At 56.3% G+C, this 16,610-nt stretch carries 17 protein-coding genes and 1 pseudogene; 8 read left to right on the top strand and 10 right to left on the bottom strand.

Annotated elements, in window-relative coordinates; all coding sequences use genetic code 11:
- Window positions 1–16: 16 nt before the first annotated feature.
- Window positions 17–907: an aromatic amino acid DMT transporter YddG gene (gene yddG / locus G6041_RS06875; protein ID WP_012125013.1), complete on the bottom strand. Its 891-nt coding sequence runs from the start codon at window positions 905–907 to the stop codon at window positions 17–19.
- 86 nt (window positions 908–993) lie between these two features.
- A complete protein-coding gene (gene nadE / locus G6041_RS06870; protein ID WP_004387342.1) occupies window positions 994–1,821 on the bottom strand; it encodes an ammonia-dependent NAD(+) synthetase in 828 nt (275 codons plus the stop codon).
- 242 nt (window positions 1,822–2,063) lie between these two features.
- Here nadE and osmE point away from each other — a divergent pair, with 242 nt between their 5' ends.
- Complete coding sequence (osmE, locus tag G6041_RS06865; RefSeq protein ID WP_004387341.1) at window positions 2,064–2,405, top strand: osmotically-inducible lipoprotein OsmE; 342 nt, start codon at window positions 2,064–2,066, stop codon at window positions 2,403–2,405.
- A gap of 112 nt (window positions 2,406–2,517) precedes the next feature.
- Here osmE and katE read toward each other — a convergent pair whose 3' ends face one another.
- Window positions 2,518–4,773 carry a catalase HPII gene (gene katE, locus G6041_RS06860; RefSeq protein WP_166491644.1) on the bottom strand — a complete coding sequence of 752 codons (2,256 nt, stop codon included), beginning with the start codon at window positions 4,771–4,773 and terminating at the stop codon, window positions 2,518–2,520.
- Window positions 4,774–4,969: 196 nt separating this feature from the next.
- Here katE and cedA point away from each other — a divergent pair, with 196 nt between their 5' ends.
- The 3 genes and pseudogenes from cedA to G6041_RS06840 all read left to right on the top strand — a co-directional run bounded on the left by cedA (window position 4,970) and on the right by G6041_RS06840 (window position 6,056).
- A complete protein-coding gene (gene cedA / locus G6041_RS06855) occupies window positions 4,970–5,215 on the top strand; it encodes a cell division activator CedA (RefSeq protein ID WP_255311546.1) in 246 nt (81 codons plus the stop codon).
- 163 nt (window positions 5,216–5,378) lie between these two features.
- Window positions 5,379–5,682, top strand: a pseudogene (locus tag G6041_RS21305) (type II toxin-antitoxin system RelE/ParE family toxin).
- Window positions 5,683–5,714: 32 nt separating this feature from the next.
- On the top strand, window positions 5,715–6,056 hold the full coding sequence (locus G6041_RS06840) for a HigA family addiction module antitoxin (RefSeq protein ID WP_032989868.1): 342 nt from the start codon (window positions 5,715–5,717) through the stop codon (window positions 6,054–6,056).
- Window positions 6,057–6,167: 111 nt separating this feature from the next.
- Here G6041_RS06840 and G6041_RS06835 read toward each other — a convergent pair whose 3' ends face one another.
- From G6041_RS06835 to hxpB, 4 genes are all read right to left on the bottom strand, one after another.
- Window positions 6,168–7,559: an L-cystine transporter gene (locus tag G6041_RS06835; protein WP_012125007.1), complete on the bottom strand. Its 1,392-nt coding sequence runs from the start codon at window positions 7,557–7,559 to the stop codon at window positions 6,168–6,170.
- 134 nt (window positions 7,560–7,693) lie between these two features.
- Window positions 7,694–8,284, bottom strand: coding sequence for a metal-dependent hydrolase (locus G6041_RS06830; RefSeq protein WP_007792738.1), 591 nt, complete (start codon window positions 8,282–8,284; stop codon window positions 7,694–7,696).
- Window positions 8,285–8,397: 113 nt separating this feature from the next.
- Window positions 8,398–9,153 carry a 2-dehydro-3-deoxy-D-gluconate 5-dehydrogenase KduD gene (gene kduD / locus G6041_RS06825; protein WP_012125006.1) on the bottom strand — a complete coding sequence of 252 codons (756 nt, stop codon included), beginning with the start codon at window positions 9,151–9,153 and terminating at the stop codon, window positions 8,398–8,400.
- A gap of 187 nt (window positions 9,154–9,340) precedes the next feature.
- Window positions 9,341–10,009 (bottom strand): hexitol phosphatase HxpB, encoded by a 669-nt coding sequence (gene hxpB / locus G6041_RS06820; RefSeq protein WP_004386564.1) that lies wholly within the window; start codon window positions 10,007–10,009, stop codon window positions 9,341–9,343.
- Window positions 10,010–10,167: 158 nt separating this feature from the next.
- Here hxpB and G6041_RS06815 point away from each other — a divergent pair, with 158 nt between their 5' ends.
- A complete protein-coding gene (locus tag G6041_RS06815; RefSeq protein WP_004386563.1) occupies window positions 10,168–10,704 on the top strand; it encodes a YniB family protein in 537 nt (178 codons plus the stop codon).
- Between the two features lie 24 nt (window positions 10,705–10,728).
- Here G6041_RS06815 and G6041_RS06810 read toward each other — a convergent pair whose 3' ends face one another.
- The 3 genes from G6041_RS06810 to pfkB form a co-directional block, all read right to left on the bottom strand.
- Window positions 10,729–11,589: a fructosamine kinase family protein gene (locus tag G6041_RS06810; RefSeq protein ID WP_012125005.1), complete on the bottom strand. Its 861-nt coding sequence runs from the start codon at window positions 11,587–11,589 to the stop codon at window positions 10,729–10,731.
- A 97-nt stretch (window positions 11,590–11,686) separates the two neighbouring features.
- Entirely contained in the window at window positions 11,687–11,977 is a 291-nt protein-coding gene (ghoS, locus tag G6041_RS06805; protein ID WP_004386561.1) for a type V toxin-antitoxin system endoribonuclease antitoxin GhoS, read from the bottom strand.
- Between the two features lie 54 nt (window positions 11,978–12,031).
- Window positions 12,032–12,961, bottom strand: coding sequence for a 6-phosphofructokinase II (gene pfkB / locus G6041_RS06800; protein WP_007894023.1), 930 nt, complete (start codon window positions 12,959–12,961; stop codon window positions 12,032–12,034).
- 292 nt (window positions 12,962–13,253) lie between these two features.
- Between pfkB and G6041_RS06795 the strand changes: the two genes are divergently transcribed.
- The 3 genes from G6041_RS06795 (at window position 13,254) to proP (ending at window position 16,531) form a co-directional block, all read left to right on the top strand.
- Window positions 13,254–14,012, top strand: coding sequence for a DUF481 domain-containing protein (locus G6041_RS06795; RefSeq protein ID WP_004386559.1), 759 nt, complete (start codon window positions 13,254–13,256; stop codon window positions 14,010–14,012).
- Window positions 14,013–14,283: 271 nt separating this feature from the next.
- Window positions 14,284–14,511, top strand: coding sequence for a hypothetical protein (locus G6041_RS06790; RefSeq protein ID WP_012125003.1), 228 nt, complete (start codon window positions 14,284–14,286; stop codon window positions 14,509–14,511).
- A gap of 514 nt (window positions 14,512–15,025) precedes the next feature.
- Window positions 15,026–16,531 carry a glycine betaine/L-proline transporter ProP gene (gene proP, locus G6041_RS06785; RefSeq protein WP_007894028.1) on the top strand — a complete coding sequence of 502 codons (1,506 nt, stop codon included), beginning with the start codon at window positions 15,026–15,028 and terminating at the stop codon, window positions 16,529–16,531.
- Window positions 16,532–16,610: the final 79 nt, after the last annotated feature.

Below are 16,610 nucleotides of genomic sequence, written 5' to 3'. Positions count from 1 at the left end.
TTGAAAAAGCGCCATCTTAGTTGAGATTGCGCGTGGCAAGCCAGCAGAGCAGGGAGCCTGCCACCACCATCGCCACGCCCTGCCAGAACGCGATGCCCGGCGCGAGGCCGAGCCACAGGCTTGCCAGCAGCGCCGAGAGCACAGGCGTGAAGTAAGAGGCGGTGGCGAGCAGCGTCATATTGCCGTGCTGAATACTGTGGTTCCAGGCGGCGTAGGCGGTCGCAGTGGAAAGCCCCATAAAGAGCAGTTGCGCGACGGCAGGAAGCGAAAGCTGCATCGGCGGCTGTGGCGCGAGGCTATATTGCAGCCAGAGGACGGCGGCGGTGGCGCAGAAAAAGAGCACCACGCCGTTCTGCCCGTTGCTCCAGCGGCGCGTCAGGTTGCAGTAGAGCGCCCAGACCAGTGCGGCGCTGAACGCGAGCGCGTAAGCAACCGGATTATCCTGCATATTGAGCCAGAGCTGCGCGGGCGACCAGCCGCCGTCGCCTTTCAGCACCTGAAACACGCCCGCGACCGCAAGCAGCAGCCCAGGCCAGAGCCAGGCGCGGCAGCGCTGGCCGTTGATAAGCACCGCCAGCAGCACCGTCAGGCTCGGCCAGAGGTAGTTAATCATCCCCAGCTCCAGCGACTGCGCGCGGGTGTGCGCAAGCCCAATCGCCAGCGCGAGGCAGATTTCATAGCCGACAAAGAGCACACCGCCAGTTATCAAATAACGGCGCGGTAAGCGGCCAGGGTGAACGAGCCCTGGCGACACCATCAAACACAGCGAACTGACGGTATAAATGAGCGCTGCGCCGCCCACCGGGCCGAACGCCTCGCTGATACTGCGCAATAAACCGACTGAGGTACTCCAGAGCAGAATGGCCAGAAGGCCCGGCAGCGTGGCGCGCTGCGTTGAAACTGACATACGTCATCCGTGAAAAAAGCGTTGTGGCGCAAATCGTGACACTGAGAGGGACACCCTCCCGGGCCGGGGAGGGTGCCGCAACGCGATTACTGTTTCCAGAAATCGTCAAAAATCGTGATCGGCGGGCGACGTTTGTGCTCGGTTTTCACATACCAGCCGTCGATGATCTGACTGATTTTCTCATCAATCTGTTTGCCTTCCAGGTAATCGTCGATGTTGTCGTACGTCACGCCGAGCGCCACTTCATCCGGCAGGGACGGGCGGTCGTCTTCGAGATCGGCGGTCGGCACTTTAAGATAGAGGTGCTCCGGACAGCCCAGGGTTTTCAGCAGCAGTTTGCCCTGGCGTTTATTAAGACGGAACAGTGGGTTGATGTCGGTGCCGCCATCGCCATACTTGGTGAAAAAGCCGGTGACGGCTTCGGCGGCATGATCGGTGCCCACGACAACGCCTTTGGTCATCCCGGCGATGCTGTACTGCGCTTTCATACGCTCACGCGCTTTTTCGTTGCCGCGCACAAAATCGCTCAGCTCAATGCCTGCTTCACGCAGCGCTTTCTCGCTCGCCAGCACCGCTTCTTTAATATTGACCGTCAGCACTTTATCCGGCTGGATAAACGCCAGCGCATCCTGACAATCTTTTTCGTCGAACTGCACGCCGAAAGGCAGGCGCACCGCGATAAACTGATAGCTCTGATCGCCGGTTTCGTCGCGCAGTTCGCTGATGGCAAGCTGGCTCAGTTTACCCGCGAGCGTGGAATCCTGACCGCCACTGATGCCCAGCACCAGCGTTTTCAGGAACGGATAGGTTTTCAGATAGGATTTGAGAAAATCGACGCTGCGGCGGATCTCTTCGTGAGCGTCAATTTGCGGTTTCACACCAAGTGCCTGAATAATTTCTTGTTGTAATGCCATTTACCCCTCCAGTCTTGTTCGCCTGCAACGCGCAGGCATTGAAACGGTGATTTGTTAAAGCTAACCCGTTGTGGGCAAAACGACAAGTTGTCGCCGCCCTGCGCGGTGTCAGACGGTTTTAACGTAATCAGTATTGGCTGAGGGAATACTCTTAATTTGACGTTGTTTCAGGTAACAAGTTGAAAAATGTTATTTTATATTCCAGGCTTATCTGCACACGCTGAAAAAAAGAGGATGACACAATGAACAAGAAGTTTGCAGGGTTTCTGGGTGCAGCGGCTGTTATGACGATGCTGGCAGGGTGTACCGCTTACGATCGCACCGCCGATCAGTTTACCCAGCCGGTAGTAAAAGATGTGAAAAAAGGCATGAGCCGTCAGCAGGTGATGCAGATTGCCGGTAAACCGTCTTCAGAAGTGACCATGATCCACGCTCGCGGTACCTGCCAGACCTATATTCTGGGCAGCCGTAATGGTAAAACCGAAACCTATTTCGTTGCGCTGGACGATACAGGCCACGTGATGAACTCCGGCTACCAGACCTGTGCCGAGTACGACACCGACCCGCAGGCGCCGAAAAAATAATCGTGCTGTTGACAAAAAAACCGGCTCCGGCCGGTTTTTTTATGTCTGATGTTTATGGCACATGCACAAAAAACGCCGCAGCAGGCGGCGTTTTTTGATAGCACAATGGCGATTAAGCCGGAATTGACGCCACTTTCGGCGTACGCGCCCAGACGCGGTGGCAGGCGAGCTGGTGGATGAAATCATCCATAAAGCTGCCGGAGGCGTCGTCAGCTTCGACAATACCTTCTTCGCCGGTGTCCGGCACCGCCAGATGGCGCTTCAGACCGCGCGCGTCGCCCATCAGGCCGATCGCTTTCAGATGTTTATACGCCTCCAGCAGGTAGTAGACCGCATCGCCGTTATCGGCAAGCGCGCTCGCCGCACCGCCCGGCACCAGCACGGCATCGACGGTCACGGACGGCGATCCGGCGAACGTGCCTGCCACTTCCAGTTGCGAGCCATCATCCGCCGTCACGCTGCCCATCCGGCTGTAGAGCAATTTGGCATGCACGCCGTGCGATTTCAGCGCCTGCAGCATGGCGAGCAGATCGGCGGATTTCACATGGTCATTCAACAGGACGGCGACCACACGCCCTTTCACGGTGCCGCCCGGTACGGCATACAGGCTCAGCGACGGGTCTTTCTTCAGCCCGTTAACGTCCTTCGGCGGCGCGACATGCATCTGCTCTTCAGTAAGCGTAATGCCAAGATTATTCGCCACCGGATGCGCCAGCGAAATATCGATATGGCAGAGATGGTCCACCACGCGCTCGCGGATATAGCTGCGCACGACTTTGCTGAGCTCAAAGCTGAAGGCGTCGATGATATGGCGCTGCTCGACCGGCGTCTGGCTCTGCCAGAAGAGGCGCGGCTGGGAGTAATATTCGCCAAACGACGGGCTGCGCTCGCGGATCTTATGGCCCTCAATGCGTTCCTGATGGCTTTCAAATCCGCCCGCTTTCGGCGCAGGCGGCGTCTCGCGCGGCCAGTTATCGTTGATCGAGTTTGGCTCGTAGTTCGCCGGGTTGGTGTCGATATCCATCCGGTGCATGCCGTCGCGCTGGAAATTATGGTACGGGCAGGTCGGGCGGTTAATCGGGATTTCGTGGAAGTTCGGCCCGCCGAGACGGCTTATCTGGGTGTCGGTGTAAGAGAACAGACGGCCCTGCAGCAGCGGATCGTTGCTGAAATCCAGCCCCGGCACGATATGGCCCGGGTGGAACGCCGCCTGTTCGTTTTCAGCGAAGAAGTTATCCGGGTTGCGGTTCAGCACCATTTTGCCGACCAGCTGCACCGGTACCAGCTCTTCAGGGATGAGCTTGGTGGCATCGAGGAGGTCAAAATCAAACTTAAACTCGTCCTCTTCCGGGATCAGCTGCACGCCGAGTTCATATTCGGGGTAGTCGCCCGCTTCGATGGCCTCCCAGAGATCGCGACGGTGGAAATCCGGGTCACGCCCGGTAAGTTTCTGTGATTCATCCCAGATAAGCGACGCTTTACCCGCCACCGGCTTCCAGTGGAAGCGCACGAAGGTGCCTTTGCCTTCGGCGTTGATAAAGCGGAAGGTGTGAATGCCAAAGCCTTCCATCGTGCGGTAGCTGCGCGGAATGCCGCGGTCGGACATCGCCCACATCACGTTGTGCAGCGTTTCCGGCTGGAGCGACACGTAATCCCAGAAGGTGTCATGCGCGCTCTGGCCCTGCGGGATAGCCCAGTGCGGCTCCGGCTTCACGGCATGAACGAAATCCGGAAATTTATGGGCGTCCTGAATGAAAAACACCGGTGTATTATTGCCAACCAGATCGAAAATCCCTTCTTCGGTATAAAACTTGGTGGCGAAGCCGCGAATATCGCGCACCGTATCCGCCGAGTCCGCGCCGCCCTGTACCGTCGAGAAGCGCACAAACACCGGCGTGATTTTTTCTGGGTCACTTAAGAACGCGGCTTTGGTGATATCGCTCAGGCTTTTATACGGCTGAAAGTAGCCGTGGGCGGCCGAGCCGCGCGCGTGGACGATGCGCTCAGGAATGCGTTCGTGGTCGAAGTGCGTGATTTTTTCCCGCAGGATGAAATCTTCCAGCAGCGTCGGGCCGCGGGTGCCGGCGCGCAGCGAGTTCTGATCGTTGGCGATGCGCACGCCCTGGTTGGTTGTCAGCGCCTCATTCTCACCGCCTTTGCGAAAGGTCTCCAGCGCGCCGAGCTTATCGTTCGTGACATCCGGCGCCTTCAGGCTGCCTGGCGCGGTCGGCTGCTCACCTGGCGGGGTGGGTGCCGGAGAAGGGCGGTGGGAGCCATCGGCAGGCGCCAGCGACCCCATCCCTGGCTCAGATGAGCGCGCGTCGTGGAACGGGGCTTCATGGTTAGGGCGTTTCTCATCATTCGACATTGAACTCGTCTCCTTTCCTTTTTCTTAAGCAACCGGATGGCTGCATGAAATGTAAGGTAACTATAGAACAGCACTGAAGTTCTTGCGGAAAAGGCGACGGCGTAAAAAGCGGCAAATGAACGGTACAGCGCACGCAGGATGCGACGCAGAGCCGTCCGATCCGCTATCATAGTGGTTTATCTTTTGTTTTCAGCCAGTGAATCCGACGCTTATGAAACCACTTCGTCATCAGAATCGTCCCGTTATCAGCTATGTTCCACGCGTGGAGCCGGCACCGCCGGATCATGCGGATCGCATGGAGGGTTTTGAGGATGTCTGGGTGCTGAAGGGCAAATACGTGGCGTTTGTGATGTCCAGGGATCGTTTTCGCCGCTCGCCCGCCTTCAGCAGCCCCGAAGCCGCCCAGCGCTGGGCGAACCAGCTCAAACAGGATGAGGTATAGGGCGAGTTTATCGCCCCGTACAGGCAGCCGCAGTCGTAAGGCTGCCGACTGTCAGCCACGAAGCCCGCTAATGCGGGTTTTATTTTACCTTAAAACCGCACTTGTGCACTGTGCAGCGGTGCATTAAAATGATTACGAAAAGAAACAGGGAGGTATCAATGGAATGCAGAAGCATATCGGCAGTTTTCGTGACGCCTGGCTGGCGGCGTTTTTCGTGTATTCGACGCCACACCGCAACATCCCGGCGGAAATTCATACCACACTGGCGCGCAAACTAGACATCATCAATGCAGCAACGTCATACCGCGATCTCCGATCTCCGCTCGCCGCCTGGCAACCGCTTTGAGGCGCTGAGCGGTAAATTGCAGGGGTATTCATCGATTCGGGTCAACCATCACTACCGCCTGATTTTCAGATGGGTGGAAGGCAAAGCGGAAGATCTCTATTTAGATCCGCATGATTACTGATTGCGGCGCGCCGCAACGTTAAGGAAATGAACATGAAACAGGCAACCAGAAAGCCCACGACGCCCGGCGAGATCCTGGTGTACGAATACCTGGAGCCGCTCGGCCTTAAAATCAACGAGGTGGCGGAGATGCTTTGCGTCCATCGTAATAGTGTGAGCGCGCTGGTGAACAATAACCGCAAACTCACTACAGATATGGCGTTTCGTCTGGCAAAAGCGTTTGGAACCTCAGTTGATTTCTGGCTTAACCTGCAGGCGGCTGTCGATCTGTGGGAGGTCGAGAATGATATGCGCATTCAGGAAGCGTTCAGCCGCATCGTACCCGCCGCGGAGTTTATCGCCCGGCGCGACGCGCAGAAGAAAGCTGTCGCCTGAAAAAAAAGCCCGCTCACTGGCGGGCTTTTTCGTCTTTATCAGAAACTAAACGCCCATAAAAGAAAACCCCGGCGCGCAGGCCGGGGTTGATAACAACATCATCTTACGTGTTTAACGGTGCGCCAGTTCGGCCTCGTCATCGCTGTTCAGGATGGCTTTATCCGTCTGCTTCAGCCACTGGCTGGTCAGCGTGCCAGCGGTCATGGAGCCGCTCACGTTGAGCGCAGTACGGCCCATGTCGATCAGCGGCTCGACGGAAATCAGCAGCGCCACGAGCGTCACCGGCAGGCCCATTGCAGGCAGTACGATAAGCGCGGCGAACGTGGCACCGCCGCCCACGCCCGCTACACCGGCGGAGCTTAAGGTCACGATGCCGACGAGCGTTGCTATCCACACCGGGTCGAGCGGGTTAATACCGACCGTCGGGGCGACCATCACCGCGAGCATGGTCGGGTAGAGACCCGCACAGCCGTTCTGACCAATCGTCGCGCCAAAGGACGCCGCGAAAGAGGCGATAGATTCCGGCACGCCCAGACGACGCGTCTGCGCTTCTACATTGAGCGGAATGCTCGCCGCGCTGGAGCGGCTGGTGAAGGCAAACGTCAGCACCGGCCACACTTTGCGGAAGTAACGCAGCGGGCTCACACCATTCACGGCCAGCAGCACGCCGTGAACCACAAACATTATGCCGAGGCCCAGATAAGAGGCGACCACAAAGCTGCCGAGCTTGATGATGTCCTGCAGGTTAGAGCCTGCGACCACTTTGGTCATCAGCGCCAGCACGCCGTATGGCGTCAGCTGCATAACGAGACGCACCAGCTTCATCACCCAACTCTGCAGGATGTCAATAGCGGCCAGCACGCGCTCGCCTTTCGACGCGTCGTCTTTCAGCAGTTTCAGCGCCGCCACGCCCAGGAACGCCGCGAAAATCACCACGCTGATGATGGACGTTGGGCTCGCGCCGGTGAGATCGGCAAACGGGTTTTTTGGAATGAAAGAGAGGATCAGTTGCGGTACGGTCAGATCGGCAACTTTGCCGGCGTAGTTAGTTTGAATGGCATTGAGACGCGCGGTTTCCGCGCTTCCCTGCACCAGACCTTCCGCCGTCAGGCCGAAGAGATTGGTTACCAGCACGCCGACCAGCGCTGCGATAAGCGTGGTAAAGAGCAGGGTGCCTATGGTCAGCACGCTGATTTTACCCAGCGAGGAGGCGTTATGCAGACGCGCTACCGCGCTCAGGATCATCGCGAACACCAGCGGCATCACAATCATCTGCAGCAGTTGCACATAGCCATTACCGACAATGTTGAACCACTGGATAGAAGTTTTCAGCGTCTCGCTGTCAGAACCATAAATGGTGTGCAGCGCCAGGCCAAAGACCACGCCCATCGCGAGACCGAGTAATACTTTTTTTGCCAGGCTCCACTGTGTGTGGCGCGTGCGCGCCAGCAACAGCAGCAGAACCACGAACGCGACAACGTTCGCTATCAGTGGAAGATTCATCCCCGTTCTCCTGATTTTTTATAACCGGCATGGCCGAAATGGCATGCCTTTATGCCGCAAAGGGTATCAGAATCAAAACAGGGTGCCTTATATCCAAATGGAATGGTTTATATCAAAACGCGATTTCAGTTTATTTACTGTTCCATCTGGTGATGAATAAACCGATTAAAGGTGTTTTGCAGGGAATTGATGGCGGCCGAAGACCATTTCATCGCGCTGCTGTCGGTCATGCTTTGCGGCATCCAGACCGCCCAGACAAACAGCGCCATGCATAATACGCGCTCAAGCTGATTGCCTTTTTGTGGGTAGAGCAACGGCAGGCGAAAGCGCCAGCGGCAGGGCCATAAAAGCGGCACGCCTGCGGGCGTTATCATATCGGCGAGAATATGGCTGAGATAGCCGAGCACCAGCCCTTGCAGCGCATCGGCAGGCAGTATCCAGGTTTCCGGCACTTTTAACAGAAACAGGGTCAGTCCGCCGAAGACCGCCAGCAGACTGTGCGTAAACCCCCGGTGGCCGAACATCCGCGCCACGGGTTTGGAAATCCACTTTAGCCGCTGTCCCAGGAAGGACTTCGGGTGATCGATATCCGGCAACAGGCAGGTGAGAATGGCGGAGGGGATAATATGCCACCAGTCGCCCTGCGCCAGCACAGGGGTCAGCTCGGCATTTTTAGCAAATACCGCGCAGGCAATCGAAAAAAGCAGGTGGCCTTCCGCCGTCATGATAAAACCCTGTAACTGTCAATCTATCCAGTATAGGGTTTTTATACAGTAGAGAAAAGTGGTGACGGTGTAACACTTTGTCACCGCAGCCCGCATGACGCCTCGCGTTGCGCTCAGCGGGCGAGCCAGCCGCCGTCCACTGCCAGGGTGTAGCCATTCACATAATCTGATGCCCCGGAGGCAAGAAAAATCACCGGCCCCTGTAAATCTTCCGGCGTTCCCCAGCGACCTGCCGGAATACGCGCCAGAATTTCCTCATTACGTTCGGCATCTTCGCGCAGCGCCTGTGTGTTGTTGGTCGCCATATAGCCCGGTGCGATGCCGTTAACATTGATGCCATACGATGCCCATTCGTTGGCGAGCAGCCGTGTCAGGCCGAGCACGCCGCTTTTCGACGCGGTGTAGGAAGGCACACGAATGCCGCCCTGAAAAGAGAGCATGGAGGCGACGTTAATGATTTTGCCGCCGCTGCCCTGAGCAATGAACTGCCTGGCGACGGCCTGCGAGAGAAAGAACAGCGCCTTAAGGTTGAGATCCATCACATCGTCCCAGTCTTTTTCGCTGAAATCGAGCGCGTCGTCGCGCCGGATGATCCCGGCGTTGTTGACCAGAATATCGATACGCCCCAGCGCGTCGACGGCCTCGGTGACGAGCGGCTGTACCGGTGCCGTGGCTAAATCCGCGTCAATCGCGACAAAACGGCGGCCCAGCGCGTGGACTTTCGCGGCGGTCTCCCGCGCAGGACGGCGGCTGATGCCTGCGATATCGCATCCGGCGGCGGCAAGCCCGAGCGCCATGCCTTGCCCAAGCCCGGTATTGCAACCGGTCACCATCGCCACTTTTCCGGCAAGCGAGAATGTCTCCAGCATGTTCCGTTCCTCTTTGACTCATCATTGCGGCGCAGGGAAAGTCCCTTTCGCATTCAGAGCAATGATAGGAGTCGCCGGAAGAAAAAACAAAGCTAAATGAAACTGCGTTTTAAAAATATGACGGCGGGCGGTATTTTTTGGAACAAAAGCTGAAAACCGCTGCCGGTCGGCAGCGGCGATAAGGGGCTTAGCCTTTCAGATGCCAGGGCTCAAGCTCGGTCAGCGAGTTCAGTCGCACGTTGGCGAGCGCCCAGCGCGCGTCGCTGCGGTTCTCTTCAGCCGGAACCACAATGGAGCGCATACGCGCCGCTTTGGTGGCGACCATGCCGTTAACGGAATCCTCAAGCGTCACGCAGCAGAGCGGATCGACGCCAAGCTTTGCCGCCGCATCCAGGTAGACCTGCGGGTGCGGCTTGCTGTAAGGCAGGTGTTCGGCGGAAGCGAGCACGTCAAACTGCTCGCGCAGATCAAACAGCGTCAGTACGCGCTCCAGCATCCGCAGCGGCGAAGCGGAGGCGAGGCCGACCTTTAGCCCCTGCGCTTTACAGAGCGCAATCGCGTCTGCCACGCCCGGGAGCAGCGGGCGTTTTTCTTCCACCAGCGTCATGGCGCGAGTAATAATGCGCTGCGTCACTTCATCCAGTGACGGCCCGTTCCACGGCTGCTGTGCGAACCACAGCGCCACCACCAGATCGATGCGCAGGCCCAGCGTGTCGGGCAGCTCGTGGCGGCGGGAGGTATCCACCCCGAGCGTCGCCATGACTTCCAGTTCCGCCTGGTCCCAGAGCGGCTCGGAATCAATCAGTAAACCATCCATATCAAAAATAGCGGCGAGGATCTGTCGCGGCGAAGACATCGTGTCACTCCTTTTTTGTTACGCGGGAAGGTTAATGAATAGCCGGAAAAACGCGTTATGGCTACCGCTTTCCTGCCATGTGCCGGAAAATTCAGGCGAAAAGGCGCTTCACAGGGTAAACTTAGGCCAATCTGTCGCGTCGCTATCAAGGGGAAAGCATGACATATCAACAAGCTGGACGCATTGGTGTCTTAAAACGCATCGCCGGATGGGTGATTTTCATTCCTGCCACGCTCTCCACCATTATCTCCGTGCTGAAATTTATGTATCAGCACAGCGAAAAGCAGCCGGGCATTAACGCCGTGATGATGGATTTCGCCCATGTGATGATTGAAATGGTGCGCTTTAATACGCCGTTCCTGAATGTCTTCTGGTACAACTCGCCGCAACCCGATTTCACGCGTCACGCGAATATCAGCTTCTGGATAATCTATATTTTGATTTTTGTTGGTCTGGCGTTACAGGCGTCGGGCGCGCGGATGTGTCGCCAGGCGCGTTTTCTGCGTGAGCATGTTGAAGACAGCCTGATTCTGGAGCGCGCCAAAGGCGAAGAAGGGCTGAGCCGCGAGGCGCTGGAATCACGCATCGTGGTGCCGCGCCATACCATTTTCCTGCAAATCTTCCCGCTTTATATCCTGCCGGTGATTGTACTGGTGCTGGGCTACGTGTTCTTCTCCCTGCTCGGCTTTTTGTAAACGCGCGCGCTGCCGCGCGCTTTATCATATGCCCAGAACGCGGGTTAACGCCTGCTGTGCGGCAACCAGATGCTGACCGCCAAAGAGCGTGGCGCGGTTTAGCAGGGTATAGAGTTGATAAAGCGGCTGGCGCCCAAGAAAGCCGGCGGGCAGCGGTAGCACCGACTGATAGCCGTCATAAATCTGCGGCGGCTGTTCCGGGTGCAGCGGCAGCATCGCCAGATCGCATTCGCGATCGCCCCAGTAGCAGGCCGGGTCGAAAATATAGGGCCCGTCCGGCCCCAGCGCGCAGTTGCCGGACCACAAATCGCCGTGCAGCAGTGAAGGCGCGGGCTGGTGCGAAACCAGTTGCTGATGCACCGCATCCACGATCCTGTCGATATCGCCGAACTCCATACCTTTTTCCGCGGCCAGCTCCAGCTGCCAGCCGATACGCTGCTCGGCGAAAAAACTCGCCCAGCGGCGCTGCCAGGCGTTCGGCTGTGGCGTGGTAGAGAGGTGGTTATCGTAATCGAGCCCGTATTGTGGTTGCTCGCTCCACTGGTGCAGGCGCGCCAGTTGCTGACCGAGCAGAAAGGCATTGTGCGCATCGAGCGGTTTTGGCGGCAGATATTCCAGCAGAAGAAAGCTATATTCGCGGTCGCTGCCGACGCCAAGCACTTCCGGCACCGTGACCGTTTTACTGCGCGCCAGCAGGTTGAGCTGATCGGCTTCGGCGGTAAAGCAGGGCAACAGCGTCGAATCGTCGCATTTCACGAAGATCGCGCGCCCGGCCCAGTCGATTCGCCATGCGGCGTGAATTTCACCGCCCGGCAGTTCGGTTCGCTGGCTGATTTCACCGGTGCCCAGCTGTTCGTTTAACAAACGCGTAATGGCATGCCACATGATTACTCTCCCAGGTTTCCCGTAAAGAACATCAGCTTAACGCGCCCGTGCAGACGAAAATCTGCGCGGGCGCACAACCTGCCGCGCACGGGCGACGTCAGACGGTATCGTTGTCGCGCAGCCAGTTTTCGAACGTGGTGACAGTGACTTGCGGCTTCTGATCGAGCGCCGCCTCGCCAAGCCCTTCGGCCAGCTCAGCCACCTCTTGCTCACTGAGCGCGCTGACCAGCCCAAAGGTATTGGTGCCGAGCTCGTGAATTTTGCCATCGTCGTCGGCAAGCGTGAGCTGGAAACCGCCGCGCGTCAGATGGTTATTCAGTTCGTTAATATCGGTCAGGCTTTTCTCATGAAACTTCACGGTGACGACATAGCGGGTCACTTCACTCATGGCGAACCTCATTGTCAGCGATAAAATGCCAGCCCGCCGGGGCTGGCCGGAATGTTAGCGTGTCAGCCAGTGGTAAATACTCTCGGTATTCTCCAGCGAGCAGAGGCGCGTACCCTGATTGATAGTAGCGGCGCTGCCGGCAGCCACACCATAACGCACCATATCCAGCAGCGGGGCATCCTGGGATAAGCGCAGCGTCATAGCACCGACCATGCTGTCGCCCGCACCGACGGTACTCTGGCTTTTCATCGGCGGCGGCACGACCTGCACGCAGTCTTTACCGTCAACGCCGAGCGCGCCCTGCGGCCCCAGTGAAACCACAACGCGGCGGGCCTTCCCTTTTTGCACCAGTTCTTCTGCGGCTTTACGGACATCGTCCGGCGCGGTCAGATCGCGTTTCACCAGCGCCGCCAGCTCTTTCTGATTGGGTTTAACCAGTTCGATATCGCCAACTTCCAGCGCGGCGGCCAGCGCGTCGCCGGAGCTGTCGACAATCAGGCGAATCCCTTGCGCACGTGCCGCTTTAATCAGTTGCTGGAGTTTCTCCACGCTGACACCGGGCGGCAGGCTGCCGCTGATGACCAGGATTGCGCCCGATTCAATCGTCAGCACTTTTTCTTCCAGCTGGCGGAATTCATCGTCGGTAATCGTGGCGCCTGGCATAACGAAGCGGTATTGCTCGCCACTCGATTCGACATGCACGTGAAGATTCTGGCGAGTCCAGTCGCGGGCGGAAACCGTCTCGACCGCGACCTTTTCATCATTAAGCAGCGAGACCAGATGCTCGCCTGTCGCGCCACCCGCCGGGAAGAGGGCCGTGGCGCTGCCGCCCAGATGGACGATAGCGCGTGCGACGTTAATACCGCCGCCGCCGGGTTCAAACACCGGCGCGCTGCAGCGTAGTTTCCCTTCCGGATAGATTTGCGGCGTGATTGTGGCGCTGTCGAGCGAGGGCGCCAGCGTGAGCGTATAAATACGTACCATATCGCCTCCGTTTTTTAGACTGCCCTAAGCGTAGCACCCGACAGCCAGACGGTGGGTGAATAACGTGCTGATTTTACCTTGTGCCCGATATTAATCGGATGACCGTTCTATATAAATAAAAGTTTATTCTTAAGAGTCCGCTTATTCTTAAATAGCGAAAGGAATTCATTGCTAAGCCACAGGTGCCTTTTTATAATTCGTTACCTTTCTGTGGGCGGATTTTATTGATCCAGAGAAAAAGTTACGGGACCGTAATGGTCCTTTTTTTTGTTGTATGGACCTGAAAATCAACATGAAGCTTTTTAAGACAGTACCCCTGGCTATGCTGCTGGCGGGTGGCGCGCTGCTGAGCCAGCACGCGATGGCTGATAATACCGTTTTTACTGTCATGGACGATCCTTCCACCGCGAAAAAACCGTTTGAAGGTGATTTAAACGCGGGTTACCTGGCACAAACCGGCAATACCAAAAGTTCTTCTTTAACGGCTGACAGCAACCTGACCTGGTATGGTGAAACCACCGCCTGGTCGCTCTGGGGAAATGCCAGCAATACCTCTTCTAATGACGAACGCTCCTCCGAAAAATATGCGGTGGGCGGACGTAGCCGCGTAAACGTAACCGATTATGATTACCTGTTTGGTCAGGCGAGCTGGCTGACAGACCGTTATAACGGCTATCGCGAGCGCGACGTGCTGACGCTCGGTTATGGTCGTCAGTTCCTGAATGGCCCGGTGCACAGCCTGCGTTTTGAATTCGGTCCGGGTGTGCGTTACGACGAATACACCAACGGCGATACCAAAACGCAGGGCCTGGGTTACGCGTCTGGCATCTATACCTGGCAGCTTACCGATAACGCTAAGTTCACACAGGGCGTTTCCGTGTTCGGCTCTGAAGATACCAACGTCAACTCCGAAACGGCGCTGGACGTGGCTATCAACGAACATTTTGGCCTGAAAGTCGCCTATAACGTGACCTGGAACTCTAACCCGCCTGCGAGCGCGCCAGATCATACCGATACGCGCACCTCGGTTACGCTGGGTTACCGTATGTAAAGTCGCTTTTAGCGCGGCTCTGAAAGGCTGGCATTGCCAGCCTTTTTTAATGCGTTACTTTCAGCTTCCTTTAGCATTGTGTGTCTATTGCCTTTGCAGCGTGTTTAATGAAAAGCCTTTTTTATCAGTGTGCTGTAGCCGGGTTCAGTTTCTTTGAGGTCGCACACCAAATAATTTGACTATTCGAAAGTGTGATGTGGATCTACCATTTATACACAGGTGGTGAATAACACGTCACCCATTTATATGCTGCAAAGAAGAGATAATAAAGATGAATACCCTCAAAACCGCGGCCGCCGCTCTGGCGTTAAGCGTGCTTTCCTTCAGCGCTTTCGCGACCCCGACGGCCCAGCCTTCACAGAATAAAGCCCCGTATGCCGGATGGCGCGTAAGCGACATCGAAGCAGGCACCAGTCTTCAGCCAGGTGCAGCCTCGACAGGCCAGTCAATGAATGATGCGTTTAACACGCAAACGCTGGTTGCAGGCGACTGGTCCTGATGAAGATCAGTGATGCTTTATCGTGGTAAAAGCCGGATCCTCTGATTCGGCTTTTTTATTACTGTTTTTCGCCATAATGTTTCTTACATTTTTTATGCACCCTCGTGCGCACCGGTAAGTTCATTCTTATCAGGATAATGATCCGACGACGCTATTTCCCTGCTTCTCAGCCAGTCTCAATGCCCTGATAAAATTATCCCTGACAGAACCAGGTATTTTCGCCTGACATCCCTTAGCGGACTAATGAAATATGCCAAATCAAGGCGCTTAAACGCGATAAAATAAACTGTGAAGTTGATCGCAAATTTGTTCGCTGTTAGGGTAAAGAAGGGTCAGGCATCTGAAAACGCAGGTAAGCACATTCGGATGTGTCATTACTAACAGCGGGACGAGATCCTGCTACGCTCTTAAAGGAAGTCCTGGAAAGATAAGGCTTCTTTATCGCTAAGGAAGCGGACTGAGGGAAGCGGCTGACCGCCACCCAAGTCAAAGAGCGAATTCAATGAGGATGGATATGAAGCTTAAAAGAAAAAAAGTAGAACCGATCTCTCTGAGTGACGTCACGATTATTGATGATGCGAAACTTCGTAAGGCGATTACCGCAGCCTCTCTCGGTAACGCGATGGAGTGGTTTGATTTTGGTGTGTATGGCTTTGTGGCTTACGCGCTCGGCAAAGTGTTTTTCCCGGATGCCAATCCAAGCGTGCAGATGATCGCCGCGCTGGCGACGTTTTCGGTTCCCTTTCTTATCCGTCCGTTGGGCGGGCTGTTCTTCGGGATGCTCGGCGATAAATATGGTCGTCAGAAAATCCTCGCCATAACCATTGTGATTATGTCCGTCAGTACATTCTGTATCGGGCTTATTCCCTCGTATGCGTCGATAGGTATCTGGGCGCCTGTCCTGCTGTTACTCTGTAAAATGGCGCAGGGGTTCTCGGTAGGCGGCGAATATACGGGCGCGTCAATATTTGTCGCGGAATATTCCCCGGACCGTAAACGTGGGTTTATGGGCAGCTGGCTGGATTTCGGCTCTATTGCGGGCTTCGTACTGGGCGCAGGCGTGGTGGTGCTTATCTCTGCTATCCTTGGCGAAGAGAATTTCCTGAGCTGGGGCTGGCGACTGCCGTTCTTCCTGGCGCTGCCGCTTGGCCTGATTGGTCTCTACCTGCGCCATGCGCTGGAAGAAACGCCGGCGTTCCAGCAGCATGTTGATAAGCTGGAGCAGGGCGATCGCGAAGGTTTGCAGCACGGCCCGAAAGTCTCCTTTAAAGAGATTGCGACTAAACACTGGCGCAGCCTGCTGGCGTGTATCGGTCTGGTGATTTCCACCAACGTGACCTATTACATGCTGCTTACTTATATGCCGAGCTATCTGTCGCACAATCTGCACTACTCCGAAGAACACGGGGTGTTGATTATTATCGCGATTATGATCGGTATGCTGTTTGTGCAGCCGGTGATGGGCCTGCTCAGTGACCGTTTTGGCCGTCGTCCGTTTGTCATTTTCGGTAGCGTCGCGCTGATGGTGCTCGCCATCCCCGCGTTCGTGCTGATTAACAGCAACGTGATTGGCCTGATTTTCTCCGGCCTGCTGATGCTGGCGGTGATCCTCAACTGCTTTACCGGTGTGATGGCGTCTTCGCTCCCGGCGATGTTCCCGACGCACATCCGCTACAGCGCGCTGGCAAGCGCGTTCAATATCTCGGTATTGATTGCCGGTCTGACGCCGACCGTGACAGCGTGGCTGGTGGAAGGTACAGAAAACCTGATGATGCCAGCCTATTACCTGATGGTTATCGCGGTCATTGGTCTGATTACTGGCCTGACGATGAAAGAGACGGCAAACCGTCCGCTGAAGGGCGCGACGCCTGCGGCATCGGATATCCAGGAGGCGCGCGAAATCCTGCGTGAGCACCATGACAATATCGAACAGAAAATTGAAGATATTGATAAAGAGATCGCCGAGTTGCAGGAGAAACGCACCCGTCTGGTTGACCAGCATCCTCGTATTAACGAGTAAGACTAAAGCCCCTGCGGGGGCTTTTCTTTTTCCTGCTTTTCCTGCTTTTCCTGCTTTACCTGCCTTTAGTTATTCCTGA

Origin of the sequence: Cronobacter sp. HA18003 (genome assembly GCF_011605905.1) — a bacterium.
GTDB lineage: Bacteria > Pseudomonadota > Gammaproteobacteria > Enterobacterales > Enterobacteriaceae > Cronobacter > Cronobacter sakazakii.
The sequence above is the reverse complement of the archived record's forward strand: the minus strand, read 5'-3'. Positions and strand labels throughout refer to the sequence as shown.